Annotated in this window: 18 protein-coding genes; 15 read left to right on the top strand and 3 right to left on the bottom strand. The window is 59.8% G+C overall.

All coding sequences use genetic code 11. From position 1 onward, the window contains the following. Positions 1–15: 15 nt before the first annotated feature. The 3 genes from AB4Z23_RS24675 to aroQ are packed head-to-tail and all read left to right on the top strand — an operon-like array spanning position 16 to position 2163. The gene (locus AB4Z23_RS24675) at positions 16–777 is read left to right on the top strand and encodes an amino acid ABC transporter ATP-binding protein (RefSeq protein WP_004431018.1); all 762 of its coding nucleotides are present in this window, start codon (positions 16–18) and stop codon (positions 775–777) included. Between the two features lie 58 nt (positions 778–835). Continuing rightward, complete coding sequence (locus AB4Z23_RS24680) at positions 836–1723, top strand: shikimate dehydrogenase (RefSeq protein WP_013762364.1); 888 nt, start codon at positions 836–838, stop codon at positions 1721–1723. Continuing rightward, positions 1720–2163: a type II 3-dehydroquinate dehydratase gene (gene aroQ, locus AB4Z23_RS24685; RefSeq protein WP_004431014.1), complete on the top strand. Its 444-nt coding sequence runs from the start codon at positions 1720–1722 to the stop codon at positions 2161–2163. The genes AB4Z23_RS24680 and aroQ overlap by 4 nt, the downstream gene beginning before the upstream one ends. Here the strand turns inward: aroQ and AB4Z23_RS24690 are convergent. After that, positions 2135–2830, bottom strand: coding sequence for a TetR/AcrR family transcriptional regulator (locus AB4Z23_RS24690; RefSeq protein WP_004431011.1), 696 nt, complete (start codon positions 2828–2830; stop codon positions 2135–2137). The genes aroQ and AB4Z23_RS24690 overlap by 29 nt on opposite strands. Before the next feature lie 121 nt (positions 2831–2951). On the opposite strand from AB4Z23_RS24690, the gene AB4Z23_RS24695 reads away from it, so the two are divergent. Beyond that, positions 2952–4853 carry a bifunctional sugar phosphate isomerase/epimerase/4-hydroxyphenylpyruvate dioxygenase family protein gene (locus AB4Z23_RS24695; RefSeq protein WP_441360931.1) on the top strand — a complete coding sequence of 634 codons (1902 nt, stop codon included), beginning with the start codon at positions 2952–2954 and terminating at the stop codon, positions 4851–4853. Positions 4854–4933: 80 nt separating this feature from the next. Here AB4Z23_RS24695 and AB4Z23_RS24700 read toward each other — a convergent pair whose 3' ends face one another. Then, positions 4934–5227, bottom strand: a complete 294-nt coding sequence (locus tag AB4Z23_RS24700; RefSeq protein WP_013762362.1) for a putative quinol monooxygenase — start codon at positions 5225–5227, stop codon at positions 4934–4936. 523 nt (positions 5228–5750) lie between these two features. Between AB4Z23_RS24700 and AB4Z23_RS24705 the strand changes: the two genes are divergently transcribed. The 5 genes from AB4Z23_RS24705 (at position 5751) to AB4Z23_RS24725 (ending at position 12742) form a co-directional block, all read left to right on the top strand. Next, complete coding sequence (locus AB4Z23_RS24705; RefSeq protein ID WP_060642658.1) at positions 5751–7571, top strand: ABC transporter ATP-binding protein; 1821 nt, start codon at positions 5751–5753, stop codon at positions 7569–7571. Positions 7572–7612: 41 nt separating this feature from the next. After that, complete coding sequence (locus tag AB4Z23_RS24710) at positions 7613–9148, top strand: ABC transporter substrate-binding protein (RefSeq protein ID WP_441360919.1); 1536 nt, start codon at positions 7613–7615, stop codon at positions 9146–9148. 76 nt (positions 9149–9224) lie between these two features. Next, positions 9225–10148 (top strand): ABC transporter permease, encoded by a 924-nt coding sequence (locus AB4Z23_RS24715; RefSeq protein WP_003499197.1) that lies wholly within the window; start codon positions 9225–9227, stop codon positions 10146–10148. 6 nt (positions 10149–10154) lie between these two features. Next, positions 10155–11003 carry an ABC transporter permease gene (locus AB4Z23_RS24720; RefSeq protein WP_004430999.1) on the top strand — a complete coding sequence of 283 codons (849 nt, stop codon included), beginning with the start codon at positions 10155–10157 and terminating at the stop codon, positions 11001–11003. 5 nt (positions 11004–11008) lie between these two features. Beyond that, positions 11009–12742, top strand: a complete 1734-nt coding sequence (locus AB4Z23_RS24725) for a M14 family metallopeptidase (RefSeq protein WP_060642793.1) — start codon at positions 11009–11011, stop codon at positions 12740–12742. Between the two features lie 192 nt (positions 12743–12934). Here AB4Z23_RS24725 and AB4Z23_RS24730 read toward each other — a convergent pair whose 3' ends face one another. Then, on the bottom strand, positions 12935–13306 hold the full coding sequence (locus AB4Z23_RS24730) for a hypothetical protein (RefSeq protein ID WP_013762356.1): 372 nt from the start codon (positions 13304–13306) through the stop codon (positions 12935–12937). A 380-nt stretch (positions 13307–13686) separates the two neighbouring features. Here AB4Z23_RS24730 and AB4Z23_RS24735 point away from each other — a divergent pair, with 380 nt between their 5' ends. From AB4Z23_RS24735 to AB4Z23_RS24760, 6 genes are all read left to right on the top strand, one after another. Further along, positions 13687–14859 carry an ABC transporter substrate-binding protein gene (locus AB4Z23_RS24735; RefSeq protein WP_025595026.1) on the top strand — a complete coding sequence of 391 codons (1173 nt, stop codon included), beginning with the start codon at positions 13687–13689 and terminating at the stop codon, positions 14857–14859. Between the two features lie 82 nt (positions 14860–14941). Beyond that, the gene (locus AB4Z23_RS24740; protein ID WP_013762353.1) at positions 14942–15805 is read left to right on the top strand and encodes a branched-chain amino acid ABC transporter permease; all 864 of its coding nucleotides are present in this window, start codon (positions 14942–14944) and stop codon (positions 15803–15805) included. Between the two features lies 1 nt (position 15806). Continuing rightward, entirely contained in the window at positions 15807–16814 is a 1008-nt protein-coding gene (locus AB4Z23_RS24745; RefSeq protein ID WP_441360920.1) for a branched-chain amino acid ABC transporter permease, read from the top strand. Then, the gene (locus tag AB4Z23_RS24750; RefSeq protein WP_013762351.1) at positions 16811–17575 is read left to right on the top strand and encodes an ABC transporter ATP-binding protein; all 765 of its coding nucleotides are present in this window, start codon (positions 16811–16813) and stop codon (positions 17573–17575) included. Before AB4Z23_RS24745 ends, AB4Z23_RS24750 begins: the two co-directional genes overlap by 4 nt. Next, entirely contained in the window at positions 17556–18272 is a 717-nt protein-coding gene (locus AB4Z23_RS24755) for an ABC transporter ATP-binding protein (protein ID WP_013762350.1), read from the top strand. Before AB4Z23_RS24750 ends, AB4Z23_RS24755 begins: the two co-directional genes overlap by 20 nt. Before the next feature lie 186 nt (positions 18273–18458). After that, positions 18459–19274, top strand: a complete 816-nt coding sequence (locus AB4Z23_RS24760; protein ID WP_004430982.1) for a MurR/RpiR family transcriptional regulator — start codon at positions 18459–18461, stop codon at positions 19272–19274. The last annotated feature ends 33 nt before the right edge of the window (positions 19275–19307 follow it).

Here is a 19307-nt window from a genome sequence, read left to right on the forward strand (position 1 = left end):
ATGAAGGAAAGTTCCATGTCGCAATCCTCCGCCGCACAGGCTCCGCTGATCGCCCTTGAAGGGGTTGGAAAGTGGTATGGAGCCTTCCATGCGCTGAAAGGCGTCAACATGACGGTTCGCAAAGGCGAAAAAATCGTTCTTTGCGGCCCGTCCGGTTCAGGAAAATCCACCCTTATCCGCTGCATCAACCATTTGGAAGAAATCCAGGAGGGCAAGATCACGGTCGAAGGAACCACGCTTTCGGATTCGACCCGCGCCATCGATGCCGTTCGGCGTGAAGTGGGCATGGTGTTCCAGAGCTTCAATCTCTTCCCGCACAAGACCATCATGGAAAACTGCACCCTGGCGCCCATGCGGGTGAAGGGCCTGTCGAAAGCCGATGCGGAAGCGACCGCGCGCAAATATCTGGAGCGCGTGCGCATTCTCAATCAGGCCGATAAATATCCGGCGCAGCTTTCCGGCGGCCAGCAGCAACGCGCAGCGATTGCCCGTGCGCTCTGCATGGAGCCGAAAGCCATGCTGTTCGATGAGCCGACTTCGGCGCTTGATCCGGAAATGGTCAAGGAAGTGCTCGACACGATGATCGGTCTTGCCCGCGACGGCATGACAATGATCTGCGTGACCCATGAAATGGGCTTTGCCCGGCAGGTTGCCGACCGTGTGGTCTTCATGTCGGAAGGCGAAATCATCGAGGAAGGCCCGCCGGACGAGTTCTTCCGCGATCCCAAGCACCAGCGTACCCGCACATTCCTCGGCGAAATTCTCGCCCATCACTAAGGCTCACCCGGAGCCGACAGGCAGGCGGGGATGACCCCCGCCTCTCCCACCACGTTCGATGAGCGATGACCTGATCATGACAGACACCAAATCCTTCAAGGTCGGCCTGATTGGCGCCGACATCCAGCTTTCCAAATCTCCCGCGCTGCACATGCGCGAAGGGGCTGCCCACGGCCTCGATTATTCCTACGAGCTTGTCGATGTCGTGGCGCGCAAGCTGCCGGAAAGCGCGCTTCCCGATCTGCTCAATGAGCTGGAATCGCGCGGCTTTGCCGGCACCAACATTACCCATCCCTTCAAGCAGGCGGTCCTTCCGCACCTGCATGAATTGTCTGATGATGCCCGCATGCTCGGCGCGGTCAACACCGTCGTCTTCAAGGACGGACGTCGCATTGGGCACAATACGGACTGGTACGGATTTTACGAGAGCTTCATGCGCGGCCTGCCGGATGCGAAACGAGACCGGGCGCTGCTGGTCGGTGCTGGTGGTGCAGGCGTTGCGGTGGCCCATGCGGCGCTGAAACTCGGCATTACCCATCTCGATATCTGCGACCGCGATTTCAGCCGCGCCGAGCATCTGGCTGCCGAACTCAACGCCCGTTTTGGCGAAGGCCACGCCTTTGCCGTGAAAGACCCGGCAGATTCCCTGCCCTTCGCGGATGGGTTGATCCACGCCACACCGATGGGCATGCCCGCCCATCCCGGCATGCCGGTCAAGGCCGACCTCCTTGAACAACGGCACTGGGTGGCCGATATCGTTTATATGCCGCTGGTGACCGAGCTTCTGGCGACGGCGGCCCAAAAAGGCTGTCGCACCCTGCCCGGCGGCGGCATGACGGTGTTTCAGGCTGTTGGCGCGTTTCGGCTGTTCTGCGGCCGTGAACCTGATGCAGAGCGCATGACGGCACATTTTACCGAAATTTGCACGAAAGAGGGTGTGGCGTGAGCCTTTTCACCATACTTAACGGACCGAACCTCAACCTGCTCGGCCAACGCCAGCCGGAAATCTACGGCTACGAGACGATGGCCGATGTGGAGGCCAATTGCCGCGCGATTGCCGAGGCGGCGGGGCACGAGATATTCTTTGCCCAGAGCAACCGGGAATACGAGCTGATAGACTGGATCCATGCGGCGCGCGGCACATCGGCAGGCATCGTCATCAATCCCGGTGCCTTTACCCATACCTCGGTGGCGATCCTCGATGCACTCAATACCTTCGAGGCACCGGTGATCGAGGTTCACATTTCCAACATCCACAAACGGGAGATCTTCCGCCACCATTCCTATATCTCGACGCGCGCCGAAGGCGTGATCGCCGGTCTCGGCATCGAAGGTTACGGGGTGGCGCTCAGCCACCTCATCGGCCGTCTTTCCCGATCTTCGTGATATGGTCCGGGCTCAGCACATATCGCAACACCATGTCGCTGACGTGATGCGACAATGTTTGCTGACCCTTCTCGGTAAACAGCCCGTCGCCGAAGATGAAAGAGAAGGTTGCGACGTTCGAGACGTTGAAAAAGGACAGCGCGCTGATCTGCCAGTGCAGTTCCAGCGCATTGATGCCGTTGCGGAAAATGCCGCTCTTCTGGCCGCGCAGCAGCACGCTTTCCAGGGCATCGATGGCCGGCCGGTTGAGCTGGCGGATCGTTCCGGACGATTGCATGTGCCGGCCGTGATGAATGTTCTCGATCATCACCATGCGGATGAAAGCCGGGTTGCGGCGATGGTGATCGAAAGTGAACCGACAGAGCTTTTCGAGCGCCGCAACCGGCTCCAGACCATCCAGCTCCAGATCGCTCTCGCCGCCACGCACCTTGGCATAGGCTTCTTCAAGAACGCGCTGGTAAAGCCCTTCCTTGTCGGTAAAATAATAATAGATCATCCGCTTGGACGTGCGCGTGCGGGCGGCGATCTCGTCGATGCGCGCTCCCGACAGGCCGTTTTGCGAAAACTCCTCCATCGCAACGGAAAGAATGTCTCGGCGCACGCCTTCCGGATCGCGCTTCGCCTGCCGGGTTTCGCTGGTGCCGTTCGAAGTTGCGCTTTTTGTCATGATCCATCCATCAGCAGGGTATACGGCTTGCCGCCGCACCCCTATTATTAACCAATTAGTACATAACGCTGAAAAGGAACGCAATATGGCGAGCTATGACACAGGCAAACAGGGCGTGCCAATGCGTACTTCCATCGCCACCGTCTCCATCAGCGGCGAATTCCCGGAGAAACTGGCGGCCATTGCGAAAGCCGGTTTCACCGGCGTGGAGATTTTCGAGAACGATTTCCTGACCTACGACGCCTCGCCGCGCGAGGTTAGGGCCCTTGCGGCGGATCATGGGCTGGATATCACGCTTTTCCAGCCGTTCCGCGATTTCGAAGGCATGCCGGAACCGCACCGCGCCCGCGCCTTCGAGCGCGCAGGGCGTAAATTCGACATCATGGGCGAACTCGGGACCGATCTGATGCTGATCTGCTCGAATGTCTCGCCGGTGTCGCTGGGTGGMATAGACCGCGCCGCCGCCGATTTCCACGAGCTTGGCGAGCTTGCGGCCAGGCATGGTGTTCGCGTGGGTTACGAGGCGCTGGCCTGGGGCCGGCACATCAGCGATCATCGCGATGCGTGGGAAGTGGTGCGCCGCGCCGATCACCCCAATGTCGGTATCATCCTCGACAGCTTCCACACGCTGTCGCGCAAGATCGATCCCAACTCCATCCGCTCCATTCCCGGCGACAAGATCTTCATCGTGCAATTGGCCGACGCACCGCTGATCGACATGGACCTGTTGTACTGGAGCCGGCATTTCCGCAACATGCCCGGCGAAGGTGATCTGCCGGTGGTGGATTTCATGCGCGCTGTCGCCGCAACCGGTTATAGCGGCCCGCTGTCGCTCGAAATCTTCAACGACCAGTTCCGCGGTGGCTCGGCGCGCCTTTTGGCTGAGGACGGCCATCGTTCGCTCATCAACCTCATGGATCAGGTGCGCCGTCTGGAGCCCGACATCCGCATCGAGGCGCCCGCCATGCCTGAGCGGGTGCAGACGGAAGGCGTGGAGTTTGTCGAGTTCACAACGGCACCGGAGGAAAAGGCCAATCTGGAAGCGCTGCTCGCCACACTTGGTTTTGATAAAACCGCGAGGCACCGCAATCGCGAYGTCGATCTCTACACGCAGGGCGACATTCGCATCGTCATCAATACCGGCGGTACCGGTGAGAGTTTCGCCGGTGCATCCTACTCCATCCACGGCACCAATGCCTATGCATTCGGCCTGAAGGTCGATGATGCGCAGGCAGCGCTTGCGCGTGCGGCAGCTCTGGGCGCGCCGACATTCGCCGAACCGCGCAAATCCGGCGAAGTCGCGGTTCCAGCCATTCAGGGCGTGGGCAATGGCGTCATCTATTTCCTCGACGGGTCCACGGCGCTCGCCTCCATCTGGGACAATGAATTCGCACCGGTAGATGCGACGGCACCGGCAGGCAATACCGGACTGACCCGCATCGACCATCTTGCGCAAACCACGCATTACGATGAAATGCTGACCTGGCTTCTGTTTTACACATCGCTGTTTTCAACGCGCCGCACTCCGATGGTGGATGTGGTCGATCCCGGCGGTCTGGTGCGCAGCCAGGCCATAGAAAGCGTGCCCTCCCCGCGTTTCCGCCTGACCATGAACGGCGCCGACAACCGAAAGACCTTCGCCGGCAAATTTCTGGCGGAAGGTTTCGGCACCAGCATCCAGCACATCGCGTTCGCCACGGACGATATCTTCGCCACCGCCAAGGCTCTGCATGCGCGCGGCTTTCACGCCCTGCCGATCTCGCGCAATTATTATGACGATCTGKAGGCCCGCTTCGGGCTGGAACCGGAATTCTCCGACGCACTCCGGGAAGCAAGCATCCTCTACGACAGGGACGACAACGGCGAATATTTCCAGATCTACAGCCGCACCTTCGGCGAAGGGTTCTTCTTCGAAATCGTCGAAAGGCGCGGTGCCTACGGCGGATATGGCGCGATGAACGCCCCCTTCCGCATCGCTGCGCAGCGGCGTCTTGCGCCACCGATCGGCATGCCGAAGGAATAGGCGCAGACACCAGTCCACTGGTGCTTCAAAAATCCAAACAGGCCGCAGCCGGCAGGAATGCCGCTGCGGCCTGTCTTTATTTACGCCAGCGTCACTATCTCATAGTCCCGTGGAATGGCGGAGGTGGCCACAAACCACTTAGATGCGCGCGTGCGCTGCTGATGAAAATCGAAAGCAGCGCGGTCCACAAAAAGCTCTTCCACCCTCCAGATCAGGGGGTCTTCGGTCTGCGATACCTCAAAAGAAATACAGCCCGGCTCCGCTCTGGTCAGGCGAATGTGATCGGGTAGATGGCTTTCCACAAGTTGGACATCCTGCACCGATGCGCAACGGAGGAAGCCGGATAGCCTGACCGCACCCGTTCTATTCGTCATACCCGGTATCCTTTTTCAATGGTCTTCGTCCGGCCTGTATCACGGGCAGCGGCACCCACAACCACTGAAATCGATACATCCTCAATACAGACTAAAAACATCCCTTAATCGGGGTCCGGCCCTTCGGCACACCCGCGCCCAAAATAAATGCACTTGCGTATTTGTAGAGCAGTATACAAAAATTGTTCAACACTCTGGACATGATTGTCCTGTTTTGTTAGCTTTTTTGTAAAACAAGGGGTGGGGAATACAAGTTCATGCGCATCATCGATTCTGAGACTGGCAACAGGCATTTTACCGGCACCGGTGAGGTCGCCCGTAGCACTTCGACCAGGTCGCAATTTCCGTATCGACCGGCAGCAGCCAATCTACATCGCGCCTGAAACGCCATGCGCTTTCTTTTTGACACTCCCATCCTCCGGCACAGCGTTTCATCCCGCGCGCCTGCCCCACGCCCTTGCCCCCTCACTATTTCAGATGGCCGCGCCGGCATTGCCGCGCATGCCAAGCCGGAGACGCTGACATGACTGCCGCAAACCGCAACGCCCTCCTCTCGGTTGAAAACCTGAGCGTTGAGTTCGGCGACAGCCGCGTCGTGGACGATATTTCCTTTGCCGTGGAAGCCGGCAGGACGGTGGCGATCGTCGGCGAATCCGGATCGGGCAAATCGGTCACGTCGCTCTCGACCATGCGTCTTGCGGATATGATGGGCGCGACTTACCCCGCCGGTCGCATCATGTTCGAAGGCAAGGATCTGCTGAAGGCATCGCAGAAGGAAATGCGGTCGATCCGCGGCAAGGAGATCGCCATGATCTTCCAGGAGCCGATGACGTCGCTGAACCCGGTCTTCACCATCGGTGACCAGATCTGCGAAGTGCTTGTCCTGCACGAGAAAATGGGCAAGGCGGCGGCCATGGCCGAGGCAAAAAAGTTGCTCGACATGGTGCGATTGCCGGATGCGGCCGAGCTTCTGCACCGTTATCCGCATCAGCTTTCCGGCGGCATGCGCCAGCGCGTGATGATTGCCATGGCGCTTGCCTGTCGGCCGAAGCTGCTGATCGCCGACGAACCAACGACGGCACTTGATGTCACCATTCAGGCGCAGATCCTCAACATCATGCGCGACCTGCAAAAGAAGCTCGGCATGGGCATGGTCTTCATCACCCATGACATGGGCGTGGTGGCGGAAATGGCCGATGACGTCGTCGTGATGTGGAAAGGCAGGAAGGTTGAGGAAGGCCCGGTCAAGGACATCTTCGCCAATCCGCAGCATCCCTATACGCGGGCGCTGCTTTCCGCCGTTCCGCGCCTCGGCAGCATGACCGGCGAAGAGTTTCCCAAGCGCCTTCCGCTCACCGTCCTGCAGGATGGCCAGCCGGTCGTGGTGGGCGAGGAACGGGTGCAGAACACCGCAAAATACGATGAGAAGCCGCTGCTTTCGGTTCGCGACCTGTTCGTTCGCTTCGATATTCGCAAGAACCTGTTCGGCAAGGCGACGCACCGTTGCAGCGCCGTGCAGAAGGTCAGCTTCGACATCCACGCCGGGGAGACACTGGCGCTGGTCGGTGAATCCGGTTCGGGCAAATCCACCATCGGCCGCACAATCCAGCAGCTGCAATCGGCGGTATCAGGCGAAATATCCTTCAACGGCCGCAGCTATTCTGAGATGTCGGCGGCGGAACGTTTCCGCATGCGGCAGGAAGTGCAATATATCTTCCAGGACCCCTTCGCCTCGCTCGATCCGCGCAAGACGGTAGGCTTCTCGATCGCCGAACCAATCAACACCCACAGCCTGATCAACGATGCCAAGGCGGTGCGCCGCCGGGTGGATGAGCTGCTGGAACGGGTGGGTCTGAGTTCGGAACATGCATCGCGGTATCCGCACGAGTTTTCGGGCGGCCAGCGGCAGCGTGTCTGCATTGCCCGCGCGCTCGCCTCCGATCCTAAGCTCATTATCGCCGACGAAGCGCTGTCGGCGCTCGATGTCTCCATCCAGGCGCAGATCATCAATCTGTTCATGGATTTGCAAGCGGAACGTGGTCTTGCTTACCTGTTCATCAGCCATGACATGGCGGTGGTGGAAAAGATGAGCCACCGCGTCGCGGTGCTTTATCTCGGCCAGATCATGGAAATGGGCAGCCGCCAGCAGGTCTTCGAAACGCCCACGCATGATTATACGCGCCGGCTGCTTTCCGCAGTGCCGGTTGCCGATCCCCTGATCGAGCGCCGCATCGCCATGATCGAGGGCGAAATTCCCAATCCCGTGCGCCGCGTCGGCGATGAGCCCGCCATTCTCGCCCATGAGGAAATCAATCCAGGCCACTTCATCGCGAAGAGTGCCTGAACAATAACCAAAACCGTAACCATCTGAAGAGGAACAGGTAGATGACAAAAATCAAAAAGGGGATGACGGCAACGTTCGTCGCGCTTGCGCTGGCCGGCACGGCCTTCACCGCAGCGCCGGCTTTCGCCGCTGGCAAGATGACCATTTCCAGCCCGCAGGACCCCGGCAGCTGGGATCCGATCGACACCTTCCTGGTGCAATGGGCAGCTGTCGCCACCAACATCTTCGATGGCCTGACCTATCGCGGTCCGGACCTGAAACTTGTGCCCGGCCTTGCCGAATCCTGGGAAGAGCTGGATGAAGGCAAGCGCATCCGCTTCAAGCTGCGCCAGAACGTCAAGTTCCATAATGGCGAGCCCTTCAACGCCGCCGCCGTCAAGTTCACCTTCGAGCGCCTTCTCGGYGAACAGGGTGCCAAGGGCCCGCAGCGCTCCAACTATGTCGCCATCGAAAGCGTCGACGTCATTGACGACTACACCGTCGACATGAAGCTCAAGGCGCCCGATCCGGTGCTTCTGACCAAGCTTGCCGGTTATGGCGGCATGATCGTGCCGCCGAAATACATTCAGGAAAAGGGTGAGGATAATTTCAACCTCAACCCGGTCGGCACCGGCGCGTTCAAATTCGTCTCCTATGCGCCGAAGACCAACATCACGCTTGAAGCCAACCCGGATTACTGGGGCGGCGCACCAAAGCTCTCCGAACTGGAATTCCGCTTCATCGCCGAGCCGGCGACTGCGGTTGCCGAATTGCAGGCCGGCCGCGTCGATCTCGTCATTCCGCCCACCATCCCGATCGGCATGATCCCGGTCATCGAAGGCGATTCCAAGCTGGAGATCGTCAGCGTTCCAGGCCCGACGGTGGATGCGCTGCGTTTCAACACTCGTGACGGCATCACCGCTGATCCCAAGGTGCGCAAGGCCATCATCATGGCCGTTGATCGCGGCACGATCGTCAAGTCGATCCTTGCCGGTCAGGCCTCGGAAATCGCCAGCTTCCAGAGCGCGCTGTCCTTCGGTTACGACGCCGATCTGAAGCCGCTGCCTTATGATCCGGAAGGCGCAAAGAAGCTGCTCGCGGAAGCCGGCGTCAAGCCGGGTGCGGCACTGCAGATCGATATCAGAGGCAACGATGCGACGATGAACGAAGTCGCGCAGGTCATCTCCAGCTATCTGTCCATGGTCGGCATCACCGCCACCATCAAGCCCTATGAGACCAACGTGCTCCTGAACGACATCATCCCGCAGGGCAAGACCGGCGCCATGTTCCAGCAGAAGTGGGGCGGCTGGACCTTCGATTACGACAACACAGCCTATTCCATGTACCACTCGGGTGAAAAGTGGAATCCTTACGACAAGGACGAGAAGCTGGACAAGCTGCTGGAATCGCAGCGCCCGCTGACTGACCGAGCCGAGCGCGAAAAGATCCTCAAGCAAGTCGGCGCCTATGCCGCCGAGCGCGCGCTGGAAATTCCGCTTTACAACACCAATGCCATTTACGGCATCAACAAGCGGGTCAAGGGTTTCGTGGCACCGCCGGATAACCGCCTGAAGCTGACCGACGTCACCGTCGAATAATCAGGCTTATCCTCCCAAAAAGCGCCTTGCCCGCCATCCCGCGGGCAAGGTCGGGTCTCTCTTCAAGGTAAAAAACGTGGCCGGTTTCCTCATCAAGCGATTGCTGCAGGCGATTTTCGTCGTCATCGCCATCACCCTTCTCGTTTCCTTCGCCATCCGCCTGACGGGCGATCCGGCTGTCACCATGTTCCAGGGCGGCGGCAGCATGACGGAAGACGATCTGGCGCGCATTCGTGCGGCGCTTGGAACCGACCGGCCGTTCTTCGTGCAATATTTCAGCTTCCTGAAAGGCCTGGTTACGCTCGATTTCGGCCGCAGCTTCACCGGCAGCACGCCGGTATCGCGGCTCATCGCCGATGCCCTGCCCGCCACGCTGCTTCTCGCCTTCATCTCCATGGCGGTGTCGATTGCGCTTTCCATTCCGCTCGGCATCAAGGCCGCGACCTCGCGCGGCAAGACGGCCGATCAGGTGATCCGTATCTTCTCGCTCGTCGGCCTGTCCTTCCCCAATTTCTGGCTGGCCACCATGCTGGTGCTGCTTTTCTCCATCACGCTCGGCTGGCTGCCGCCAAGCGGCATGGGCGGCTTTGCAAGCTACATCATGCCATCGGTCACCATGGGCGTTATCCTGACGGCTACCAATGTGCGTCTGGTGCGCACGGCGATGCTCGATACGCTGCGCTCGCAATATGTCATGGTGGCGCGCGCCAAGGGCCTCAGCGAAAACAAGGTGCTTTACAAGCATGCGCTGCGTAACTGCGCCATTCCGCTGATTACCTATTTCGGCCTGCAATTCGGCGGACTTCTCGGCGGCATCGTCGTCATCGAGCGCGTCTTCAACTGGCCGGGTCTCGGCACGCTCGCCTTCGATGCGGTGGGCGCGCGCGACTATCCCGTGCTTCAGGCCGTCATCACCGTGCTGTCGCTGATGATCGTCGGCATCAACCTTCTGGTCGATATCGCCTACGGGCTGGTCGATCCGCGCATCCGCACGGAGTAATTGACGATGGCTGCCAAAACCTCGCGCCTGTCGCGCTTCAACAATCTCGAATTCATCCTCGGCGCCCTGCTTACCGTCGTCATCTGCCTTGCCGTTCTTCTTTCCGACGTGCTGTTTCCGGGCGGTGCCGAAAAGATCGACCTGATGGCGCGCCTTGCCAAGCCCTTCACTAGCGCCGCCCATCCGCTCGGCACCGATCCGCTCGGCCGTGACGTACTGGCCCGTGTCGTGGCCGGCGGCAAGATTTCGCTGCTCGTCGGTTTCACCTCGGTCATCGGGGCCGTGGTCTTCGGCGTGATCGTCGGCCTGGTCGCCGGTTATTATCGCGGCTTCTGGGACATGCTGGTCATGCGCTTTGCCGATATCCAGCTCGCCATGCCCTTCATTCTCTTGGCGATCACCTTCATCGCAATTGTTGGCGGCAGCCTCACCAACACCATCATCCTCCTGATCGTCTCGCAATGGGTACAATATGCCCGTCTGGTGCGCGGCTCGGTGCTGACGCTGCGCGAACGGGAATTCATCCTGTCCGCCCGCGCCATTGGCGTGAAGGACTGGCGCATCATCCTCCAGCACCTTCTGCCGAACCTGATCGGCCCGGTCATCGTGCTGATGACGCTCAACGTCGCCAACAACATCCTGCTGGAAAGCAGCCTCACCTTCCTCGGCCTCGGTGTCGATCCGACCATTCCGAGCTGGGGCGGCATGCTGGCGGATGGCCGCACCTATCTGCAGACGGCATGGTGGGTCAGCGTCTTCCCCGGTCTTGCCATCCTTCTGACCGTGCTTGGCCTCAACCTTCTCGGTGACTGGCTGCGCGACAGCCTCGACCCCACCGGCAGAACCTCAAGGTGATCGTGATGAGCCAGATTTTCGACCAGACCTTCAAGCGTACTCTGGATGTGCTTCTCGCCAATGCCGCGCCCGGCCAGTCCTTCGAGGCATGGACGTTCGATGACGCCAAAAGCCGCCGCGAGGCCGAAGAAAGGCTGAAGAAAAAAGGCGTCAGTGCCCGCATCCGCAGCGCCTACAAGCCACTTCTCTTCACCTTTCTGGAAGAGATCAATCTTGGTGGCGTCGATGCCATCGAGGTGCATTACCCGGTGCACGCCAATGCACCCGCCAATCGTTTCCGGCTGGAGGCCTATCCGCTGGCGGCACTAGCCGGCGACGCGAAGATCGATTTTATCGCCCGCGACGACGACGCCCTTCATTATGACGTTACGCTGAGCCGCAACGGCAAGAAGGAAACCCTGAAGGTTCTCGCTCCCAACCGGGTTCATACCGATATCGTCGGCGAAACCAATGTCTCGCCAACCGGCTGGTTCCGTCCGGCCGGTGACGCTACGGGCGAGCGGCTGGAGACGGATTACGAGCAGCTTTTCGAAGCGGCAATCAATGCCGTTGCCAATCACGGCTGGGGCGATGAAGAACCCTATTTCGAGGAATTGAACATCCGCGTCACGCACCCGTCCGAAGACATGGCGCTGCCGGTCGGGGAAGAGGTGGTCAGCCTGCGTGAAGCGCTGCATGAGGATTTCTATTTCTCCCTCCTCGAATTCTTCCAGAAGAAGTCCGGCCGGCCGCTGGGCGACCGCGGCCTGAAACCCGGCCAGATCGTTCCGGAAGTCGTCAAAAGCAACGGCGACGTTTCGGTCCGTATCGAGACCCGTGCACTCACCACCGCTTTCCTGGATGGCGGCGAACAGCGGATCGACGAGGCCCGCGAACCGGTGGCGGCGGGTCAGATCGCGCGTATGCTTGCCGAGATCGACGGCGAGGCGTTCGAGGCCCGCTCGCGGTCGGGCCGCGTTCTTGCCGCCCGTTATGTCGCGGGCAGCGATGCCGCCGTGATGATCAGCGGCGGCCAGCATCCCAATGAAACCACCGGCATCGTTGGCGCCGTCCGCGCCGCCTGCAAACTTGCGGAAAGACAGGGCGCGCATTTCACCATTTCGCCGCTGGAAAACCCCGATGGTTATGCCCTGCACCAGCGGCTGCGCGCCGACAATCCACGCCACATGCACCATGCGGCGCGGTACACGGCGCTCGGCGACGATCTCGAATATCGCACGCGGGAAAATTCGGGCGTCCATCTCAACGAGAAGGCAATCCGTTTCAGCGCGCAGGAGATGAGCGGCGCGAGCCTGCATGTGAACCTGCACGGTTATCCCTCGCACGAATGGACCCGTCCGCTTTCCGGTTATGTGCCGCGCAATTTCGCCATGTGGACCCTGCCGAAGGGTTTCTTCCTCATCATCCGCCACCATGCGGATTGGGAAAAGCAGGCGGAAGCCCTGCTCGACCGGGTTACCCGCCATCTCGGCGCCATTCCGGGCCTGCTGGATTACAACAACCGCCAGATCGCGCTTTATGAGATTCACGCCGGTGAAACCGGTTTCCGCATCATCAACGGTTTCCCGTGCCTGTCGTCCATCGACGACCGCCACACAGTGCCGATGACGCTGATTACCGAATATCCTGATGAGACGATCTACGGCGATGACTTCATCACCGGCCACACGGCGCAGATGGAAACGGTTCTTTCCGCTTACGACGCCTGGCAGGATATTTTCGTCGCGGACGTTGCCTGATTTTGAAGCGCCCCCGATTGGGGGCCTCAGAATGATGACGAAGTCCCGAAGCCCTCGTCCGTCATGCTTGGACTTGTCCGGAGCAGCTGCAACGTCTTGGTCTAGTTGGACGTGATTGGATCCTTGGGGCAATCCAGCGATGACGCCGGGTGTGAGGGAGCTTTGTCATCACCCTCAGTTGCCTTGTACGGCTTACTTCTCAGCCGTGGCGGCAAGCTTCTTTTCCTGCTGCTTCTGCAAAAGCCGCTTGCCCTTGCTCAAAATATGCAGATTGGCGGCATCGAGTTTGTTATATCCGGCCTGAATAATATCGAGATCGGCGACGTGACCGATTGCTGCCAGTTCATGCATCACGTCGCCAACAGCGACATCGACGCTCGGCTTCGGCAGGTGCACAACATCTTCCACCGCGGCGCGCATGCCATCCGCCGCGCCGCCCATGACGTGATACAGCGCCAGCGCCTTGCGGAGAAAAGCTTCGCGGCGCTCGATCTTGTTGTTGAGTATACTGTCGCCAACGCGATTCCGCATAAGATCAACGGCTTTATTCTGATATTCGCCCATCAAGACACCAAATGAAATTCAAAATATGCTTCGGGAGACTACGGACAATCCCCTTAGAACTGGTTAAGGCACCGGGATTACGTGCATATTATCGTCATTTTCCGGCCCCGTGGAGCAGGGCATTTTTCATAACGGCGGCATTTGGAAGCAGCATGCTGCAACGGGACCTTTCGTGATGGCTGCAGCGGCTGCGGCAATTGAGAATCGCCAGACTATCCCTATTGTATGATCCAATATCGGGCAGAACCGGATAAGGTAGCAATCCATAACCATCAGGTTATTTATTGCCCCCTTTTTTTTCATTTTACTTTGGCCATCGCACTTACCAGTTTGACTGGCTGGATCGGTGGAGGGAGCCACGGATCAATTGGGAGGAAATCATGAAATTACGGATCACCGCCGCAATCGCGGCCATCTGCTTCAGTTCCGTTGCCTATGCCGAGACGATCAAGGTCGGCGTGGTCGGCCCGTTCTCCGGCCCCTTCGCGCTGCAGGGCAAGAACTTCAAGGCCGGCATAGACGCCTGGTTTTCGCTTCACGGCAACAAGGTGGGCAATGACACTGTCGAAGTCGTCTACCGCGATGTGCCGCAGGCCGATCCGGCGCAATCCAAGGCGCTGGCGCAGGAGCTGGTTGTAAAGGAAGGCGTGCAATATCTCGCGGGCTTCTATTTTACGCCCGACGCCATGGCGGTTACGCCACTTCTGAAACAGGGCAATGTGCCCATGGTCATCATGAATGCGGCCACCTCGGCCATCGTTACCAAAAGCCCCTATGTGGTGCGCACCTCGTTCACGACATGGCAGACATCCACGCCCATCGCCAAGGTGGCTTTTGATGGCGGCGTCAAGAAGGTCATTTCGCTGGTCAGCGATTACGGCCCGGGCGTTGACGCGGAGAACGCCTTCAAGGCAGCCTTCACCGCCGCTGGCGGCGAAGTTGTGGAGAGCATTCGCATGCCGCTTTCCACCAATGATTTCAGCCCCATCATGCAGCGCGTGAAGGATTCCGGCGCACAAGGCGTCTTCGCCTTCCTGCCCTCCGGCCCGACGACGCTCGGCTTCGTGAAGGCCTTCAACGACAACGGCCTGAAATCATCAGGCATCAAGCTTTTCGCGCCGGGCGATCTTACACAGGAATCGGATCTGCCGGCCCTTGGCGAAGCAGCACTCGGCATGCAGACTACCTTCCACTATGCCGTCTCCCACGATTCAGCCGAAAACAAGACCTTCGTGGAGGCCGCAACCAAGGCCATTGGCAATCAGAAGGAACTGTCCTTCCCCGCGGTCGGCGCGTTTGACGGCATGTATGTCATCACCAAGATGATCGAGGCGACCGGCGGCAAACAGGATGCGGAAAAGGCTGTCGAGGCGGTGAAGGGCCTTTCCTGGACAAGCCCGCGCGGCCCTGTCAGCATCGATCCGCAGAGCCGCCACATCACGCAGAACATCTATCTGCGCGAAGTCTCCAAGGGCGATGACGGCAATTATTACAACAAGGAAGTCCAGACTTTCGAAAAACAGGGCGATCCGGGCCTTGCCGCCGCCAAGTAAGTATTGAGACGGAAATGACCGGCGCCGCCTTTTGCGGGCGGCTCCGGCACGGGCGCAAACGCATCGGGAGGAGCTTTCGAACATGCAGACGGTCTTCAGCATCCTTGTCGATGCGCTTGCCTATGGCATGGTGCTTTTCATCATCTCCATCGGCCTATCCGTGACAATGGGGCTGATGCGTGTGGTCAATCTCGCCCACGGCGCCTTCGCCATGATCGGCGGGTATCTCGCCTCCTATGCCGCCCATGGCCTCGGCCTTGGTTACGCGGCGGCAATCCTCGTTGCGATTGTCGGCACCATCGTGATCGCCATACCGCTTGAACGGTTTCTCTACCGGCGCATCTACGGCGCACCTGAACTGACGCAGGTGCTGATGACCATCGGCATCACCTTCTGCATCATCGGCATCGCCAATTTCGTGTTCGGGCCAACGCTCAAAACCATTCCGCTGCCGCAGGAACTGGCCGGTCCCACCGATCTCGGGTTTCGCACCATCGCCACCCACCGCATCTTCGCCATCGTCGCTGGCCTCGTGGTGGCGGCGGCACTTTGGTTCACGTTCGAAAAGACCGCCTTCGGCATCAAGCTGCGGGCAGCGGTGGACAATGCGGCCATGGCAGCAGCCCTCGGCGTGCGCACCGAAATCATCTATGCCGTTAGCTTCGCCATCGCCGTCGGCCTTGCGGCCATGGGCGGCGTCATCGGCGCAGAATTGCTGCCGGTCGAACCCTATTATGCGCTGCGCTACATGGTCACCTTCCTGGTGGTCGTATCAGTCGGCGGCGCAGGCTCGATCCCCGGCGCGCTGATCGCCTGTCTGCTGCTTGGCGCCATCGATACGACCGGGCGGTATCTTGCCCCCGAATATGGCGAATTCTTCTTCTATCTGGCGGTCATCGTGATCATCACGCTGTTTCCGCGCGGCCTTCTTGGAAGGGCGAAATGAGATGGCGGTGCTCATGAACGACCTCACTGAAACGGCAAAACCGCCGAAGGCCCGCTCGCCCCTGCGCGCGATTGGCGGTCCGCTGCTCATCATCATCGCCGCCATCGCCGGTTACTTCCTGTTTCCGGATAATCTGGCGCTGTTGACGCGCATCATCGCGRTAGCGCTTCTCGTGCTCTCCATCGATCTCGTTACCGGCTATTGCGGCGTGGCGACACTTGGCCATGCGGCCCTTTTCGGTGCTGGCGCCTATGCCGCCGGCATTGCCGCTGCCCACTACGGTATCACGGACCCGCTTCTCATGACCCTCATCGGCGCAGCAGTGGGCGGCATCGCGGGATTGCTGTCCGGCACCGTTCTGTTGCGCGCGCACGGCCTGCCGCAACTGGTGCTGTCCATCGCCGTCGTCCATCTTTTCCATGAGGCGGCCAACAAGGCGTCGGACTGGACGGGCGGCAGCGACGGGCTTGCCGGCGTCTCGCCCGATGCGCTGTTCGGCACCTTCGAATTCGATCTTTACGGCCGCACCGCCTATATCTACGGCGTCTGCCTGCTGCTTCTTGTTTTTCTGGCACTTCGCGTCGTCGTCAATTCGCCCTTCGGCATGCTGTGTCGCGGCGTCAAGCAGGACAGCATCCGCATTCAGGCCATGGGCGGTTCGGTCAATGGCACGATTTTGAAGATGTTCGTGATATCAGGCATCGTCGCCGGAATCGGCGGCGCGCTGAACGCCATCTCCACGCAGGTGGTCGGCCTCGACAGCCTCAGCTTCACGCTGTCTGCCGAAGCGCTAGTCATGCTGGTTCTCGGTGGCGCGGGCTCGCTTTATGGCGCGCTGATCGGCACCGTCACCTTCATGTGGTTCGAGGACGTCGTTTCCGCCGCTAACCCGTTCCACTGGCTCACAATCGTCGGCCTGCTTCTGATCGCCGTCGTGCTGTTTGCGCCACGCGGCCTTTATGGCGCGGGCGAACAGATCATCGCGCGCCTGCGGGGAGATCGCAAATGAGCGCTATTTTCGAAGTTTCCGGCCTGCAGAAAAATTTCGGCGGTCTCGTCGTTACCAACAATGTCTCGCTGTCGCTTTCGCCCGGCGATCGCACCGTGCTGATCGGCCCCAACGGCGCCGGCAAGACCACATTCGTCAACCTCGTTACCGGAAACATCAAGCCATCCGCCGGAACCGTGCGGATTGCCGGAGAAGACGTGACGGGGCTCAGCGCCAGTCAGCGTGTGAAGCGCGGACTTGTCCGCTCGTTTCAGGTGACGCGGCTGTTCCAGGACATGACGCCGGAGGAACATGTCGCACTCGCCATTCTGCAAAGGGAAGGCAGAACGGGCCGGATTTTCGGCCGTTACCGCGCCATGCCAACGGTGATGAGCGAGGCGCGCGACATTCTCGGAACGCTTGGCCTGCTTGCCATCGCCGAAACCCGCGTTCGTGAAATCGCCTATGGCCAGCAGCGGCTGATCGAGATCGCGCTTGCCATGGCGCTCAGGCCCAAAATCCTGCTGCTTGATGAACCTGCCGCCGGCGTTCCCTCGACGGAGACGGCGCGTATCGAACAGGCGCTCGATCGCCTGCCCGCCGACCTCGCCATATTGATGATCGAACACGACATGGATCTGGTCTTCCGTTTCGCCAGACGTGTGGTCGTGCTCGCCGCAGGCGCCGTCATATTCGACGGTTCGCCTGGCGAAGTCACCAGCAACGCAGAAGTCCGCCAAGCCTATCTCGGAAGTTACGCCAATGCCCGCAGCGCCGCTTGAAATCGCCAACCTGACCGCCGGTTACGGCCCCACCCGTGTCATCGAGGGTCTGTCGCTCTCCGTTCCCGCCGGTTCGCGTTTCGCGGTGCTCGGGCGTAACGGCGTTGGCAAGACGAGCCTGTTTGCCACGCTTGCCGGGCAGACGAAACGATTTGCCGGTGATATCCATCTCGGCGAGCAGGACATCACCGCCCTGCCGAGTGCTGCCCGCGCCCTCGCCGGTCTCGGTTACGTGCCGCAGACCCGCGATGTCTTTCCGACACTCACAGTCGAAGAAAACCTCTTCGTCGGCCTCAAGGGCCGGCCGAAATCAGCCATCGAGGAAGCCTACACGCTGTTTCCGCGCCTGAAGGAAAGACGCCGCAATCTCGGCTCGCAACTCTCCGGTGGCGAGCAGCAGATGCTTTCCACCGCTCGCACCATCCTCGGCCAGCCGCAGGTGCTGCTTCTCGATGAACCGCTCGAAGGTCTCGCCCCTGTTATCTGCGAGGAACTGATGGCGGCCTTCTCGAAACTCGCGCAATCGGGCGAAATGACCATTCTTCTCATCGAACAGCGCATCCAGATGGCCATCGACTTCGCCGACCACGCCATCATCATGGAACGCGGCCGCATCGTCTGGTCAGGACCGTCCGACGATCTTGCGGCGAACCCGGATATTGTTGATACGCATCTTGGTGTGGGTGGATTGCACTGACCCAAAAGCGTCAATCACCCCCTCTTCATCGTTCCGGCCTCGAGCCGGAATGATGAAAGTTAACCCGATCACACACCGCAACAAATCCCGATCCCGCTTCATGATCCGTTCGTAAAAAACACAATGGAATAAAAATTCCATTGCAGTTAAAGTGCACACGATTTCAATCTGCACAAAGGAACGACAATGACGGCAATCGATGCGCCAGACTCCGTGAAGGCTTTTGAGGAGCGGTTGCTTCAGGTCGCGGAAGGCCTGCCGAAACGATTACGTCAATGTGCGGATTATGTCGCGTCCAATCAGGATCGCATTGCCGTTTCCACCGTCGCCGAAATGGCAGAAGGTGCCGGCGTGCAGCCGTCTGCATTCATGCGCTTTTGCCAGATCATGGGTTTTTCCGGCTTTTCGGAGATGCAGCGCCTGTTTCGCGATTCCTATGTCGGCGGCTGGCCGGATTATGCGACCCGGCTGGACCACCTGCGCGAAAAGGGCGACGAGAGCGCGTCGGGCCTGTTGGCGGAGTTCGTGGAGGCTGGCCGTTCTTCATTGGAAATGCTGCTGAAATCGGTCGATACACGGCAGCTTGACGAGGCGGTCTCGGCGCTGGCACAGGCGCGCACCGTGCATATCATCGGTTTGCGGCGCTCCTTCCCCATTGCCAGTTACCTCGCTTACGCCTTCGAGAAAATGAAGGTACCTGCGGTTTTGCACAGCGCCGTCGGTGGCCTCGGCAACCTCAGCGCCATCTCCCGCGATGACGCGCTGATTGCGATCACCTTCTCCCCCTATTCGGCTGAAACGCTGGAACTGGCGGAAATGGCCCGCGCCAATGGTATTCCGGTCGTCGCCATGTCCGATTCGGCCGTCAATCCGCTGCGCAAGTCCGGCGCGACGCTACTCACGGTAACGGAAATCGATTTTGGCGCATTCCGCTCGCTTTCCGCCACGCTCTGTCTCGCCATTACACTCGCTGTCGCTGTGGGAACGCGCAAAACAGCCTGAATATTTTTATTGAAAACATAAAAAATAGAATTT

Source organism: Agrobacterium sp. MCAB5, assembly GCF_052114365.1.
GTDB classification, from domain to species: Bacteria; Pseudomonadota; Alphaproteobacteria; order Rhizobiales; family Rhizobiaceae; genus Agrobacterium; species Agrobacterium tumefaciens.

Excerpts from the sequence above, each read along its gene's own strand:
- AB4Z23_RS24675 (WP_004431018.1), top strand. The coding sequence starts at position 16 with ATGTCGCAATCCTCCGCCGCACAGGCTCCGCTGATCGCCCTTGAAGGG.
- AB4Z23_RS24680 (WP_013762364.1), top strand. The coding sequence starts at position 836 with ATGAGCGATGACCTGATCATGACAGACACCAAATCCTTCAAGGTCGGC.
- AB4Z23_RS24690 (WP_004431011.1), bottom strand. The coding sequence starts at position 2,830 with ATGACAAAAAGCGCAACTTCGAACGGCACCAGCGAAACCCGGCAGGCG.
- AB4Z23_RS24700 (WP_013762362.1), bottom strand. The coding sequence starts at position 5,227 with ATGACGAATAGAACGGGTGCGGTCAGGCTATCCGGCTTCCTCCGTTGC.
- AB4Z23_RS24705 (WP_060642658.1), top strand. The coding sequence starts at position 5,751 with ATGACTGCCGCAAACCGCAACGCCCTCCTCTCGGTTGAAAACCTGAGC.
- AB4Z23_RS24720 (WP_004430999.1), top strand. The coding sequence starts at position 10,155 with ATGGCTGCCAAAACCTCGCGCCTGTCGCGCTTCAACAATCTCGAATTC.
- AB4Z23_RS24725 (WP_060642793.1), top strand. The coding sequence starts at position 11,009 with ATGAGCCAGATTTTCGACCAGACCTTCAAGCGTACTCTGGATGTGCTT.
- AB4Z23_RS24730 (WP_013762356.1), bottom strand. The coding sequence starts at position 13,306 with ATGGGCGAATATCAGAATAAAGCCGTTGATCTTATGCGGAATCGCGTT.
- AB4Z23_RS24735 (WP_025595026.1), top strand. The coding sequence starts at position 13,687 with ATGAAATTACGGATCACCGCCGCAATCGCGGCCATCTGCTTCAGTTCC.
- AB4Z23_RS24740 (WP_013762353.1), top strand. The coding sequence starts at position 14,942 with ATGCAGACGGTCTTCAGCATCCTTGTCGATGCGCTTGCCTATGGCATG.
- AB4Z23_RS24750 (WP_013762351.1), top strand. The coding sequence starts at position 16,811 with ATGAGCGCTATTTTCGAAGTTTCCGGCCTGCAGAAAAATTTCGGCGGT.
- AB4Z23_RS24755 (WP_013762350.1), top strand. The coding sequence starts at position 17,556 with ATGCCCGCAGCGCCGCTTGAAATCGCCAACCTGACCGCCGGTTACGGC.
- AB4Z23_RS24760 (WP_004430982.1), top strand. The coding sequence starts at position 18,459 with ATGACGGCAATCGATGCGCCAGACTCCGTGAAGGCTTTTGAGGAGCGG.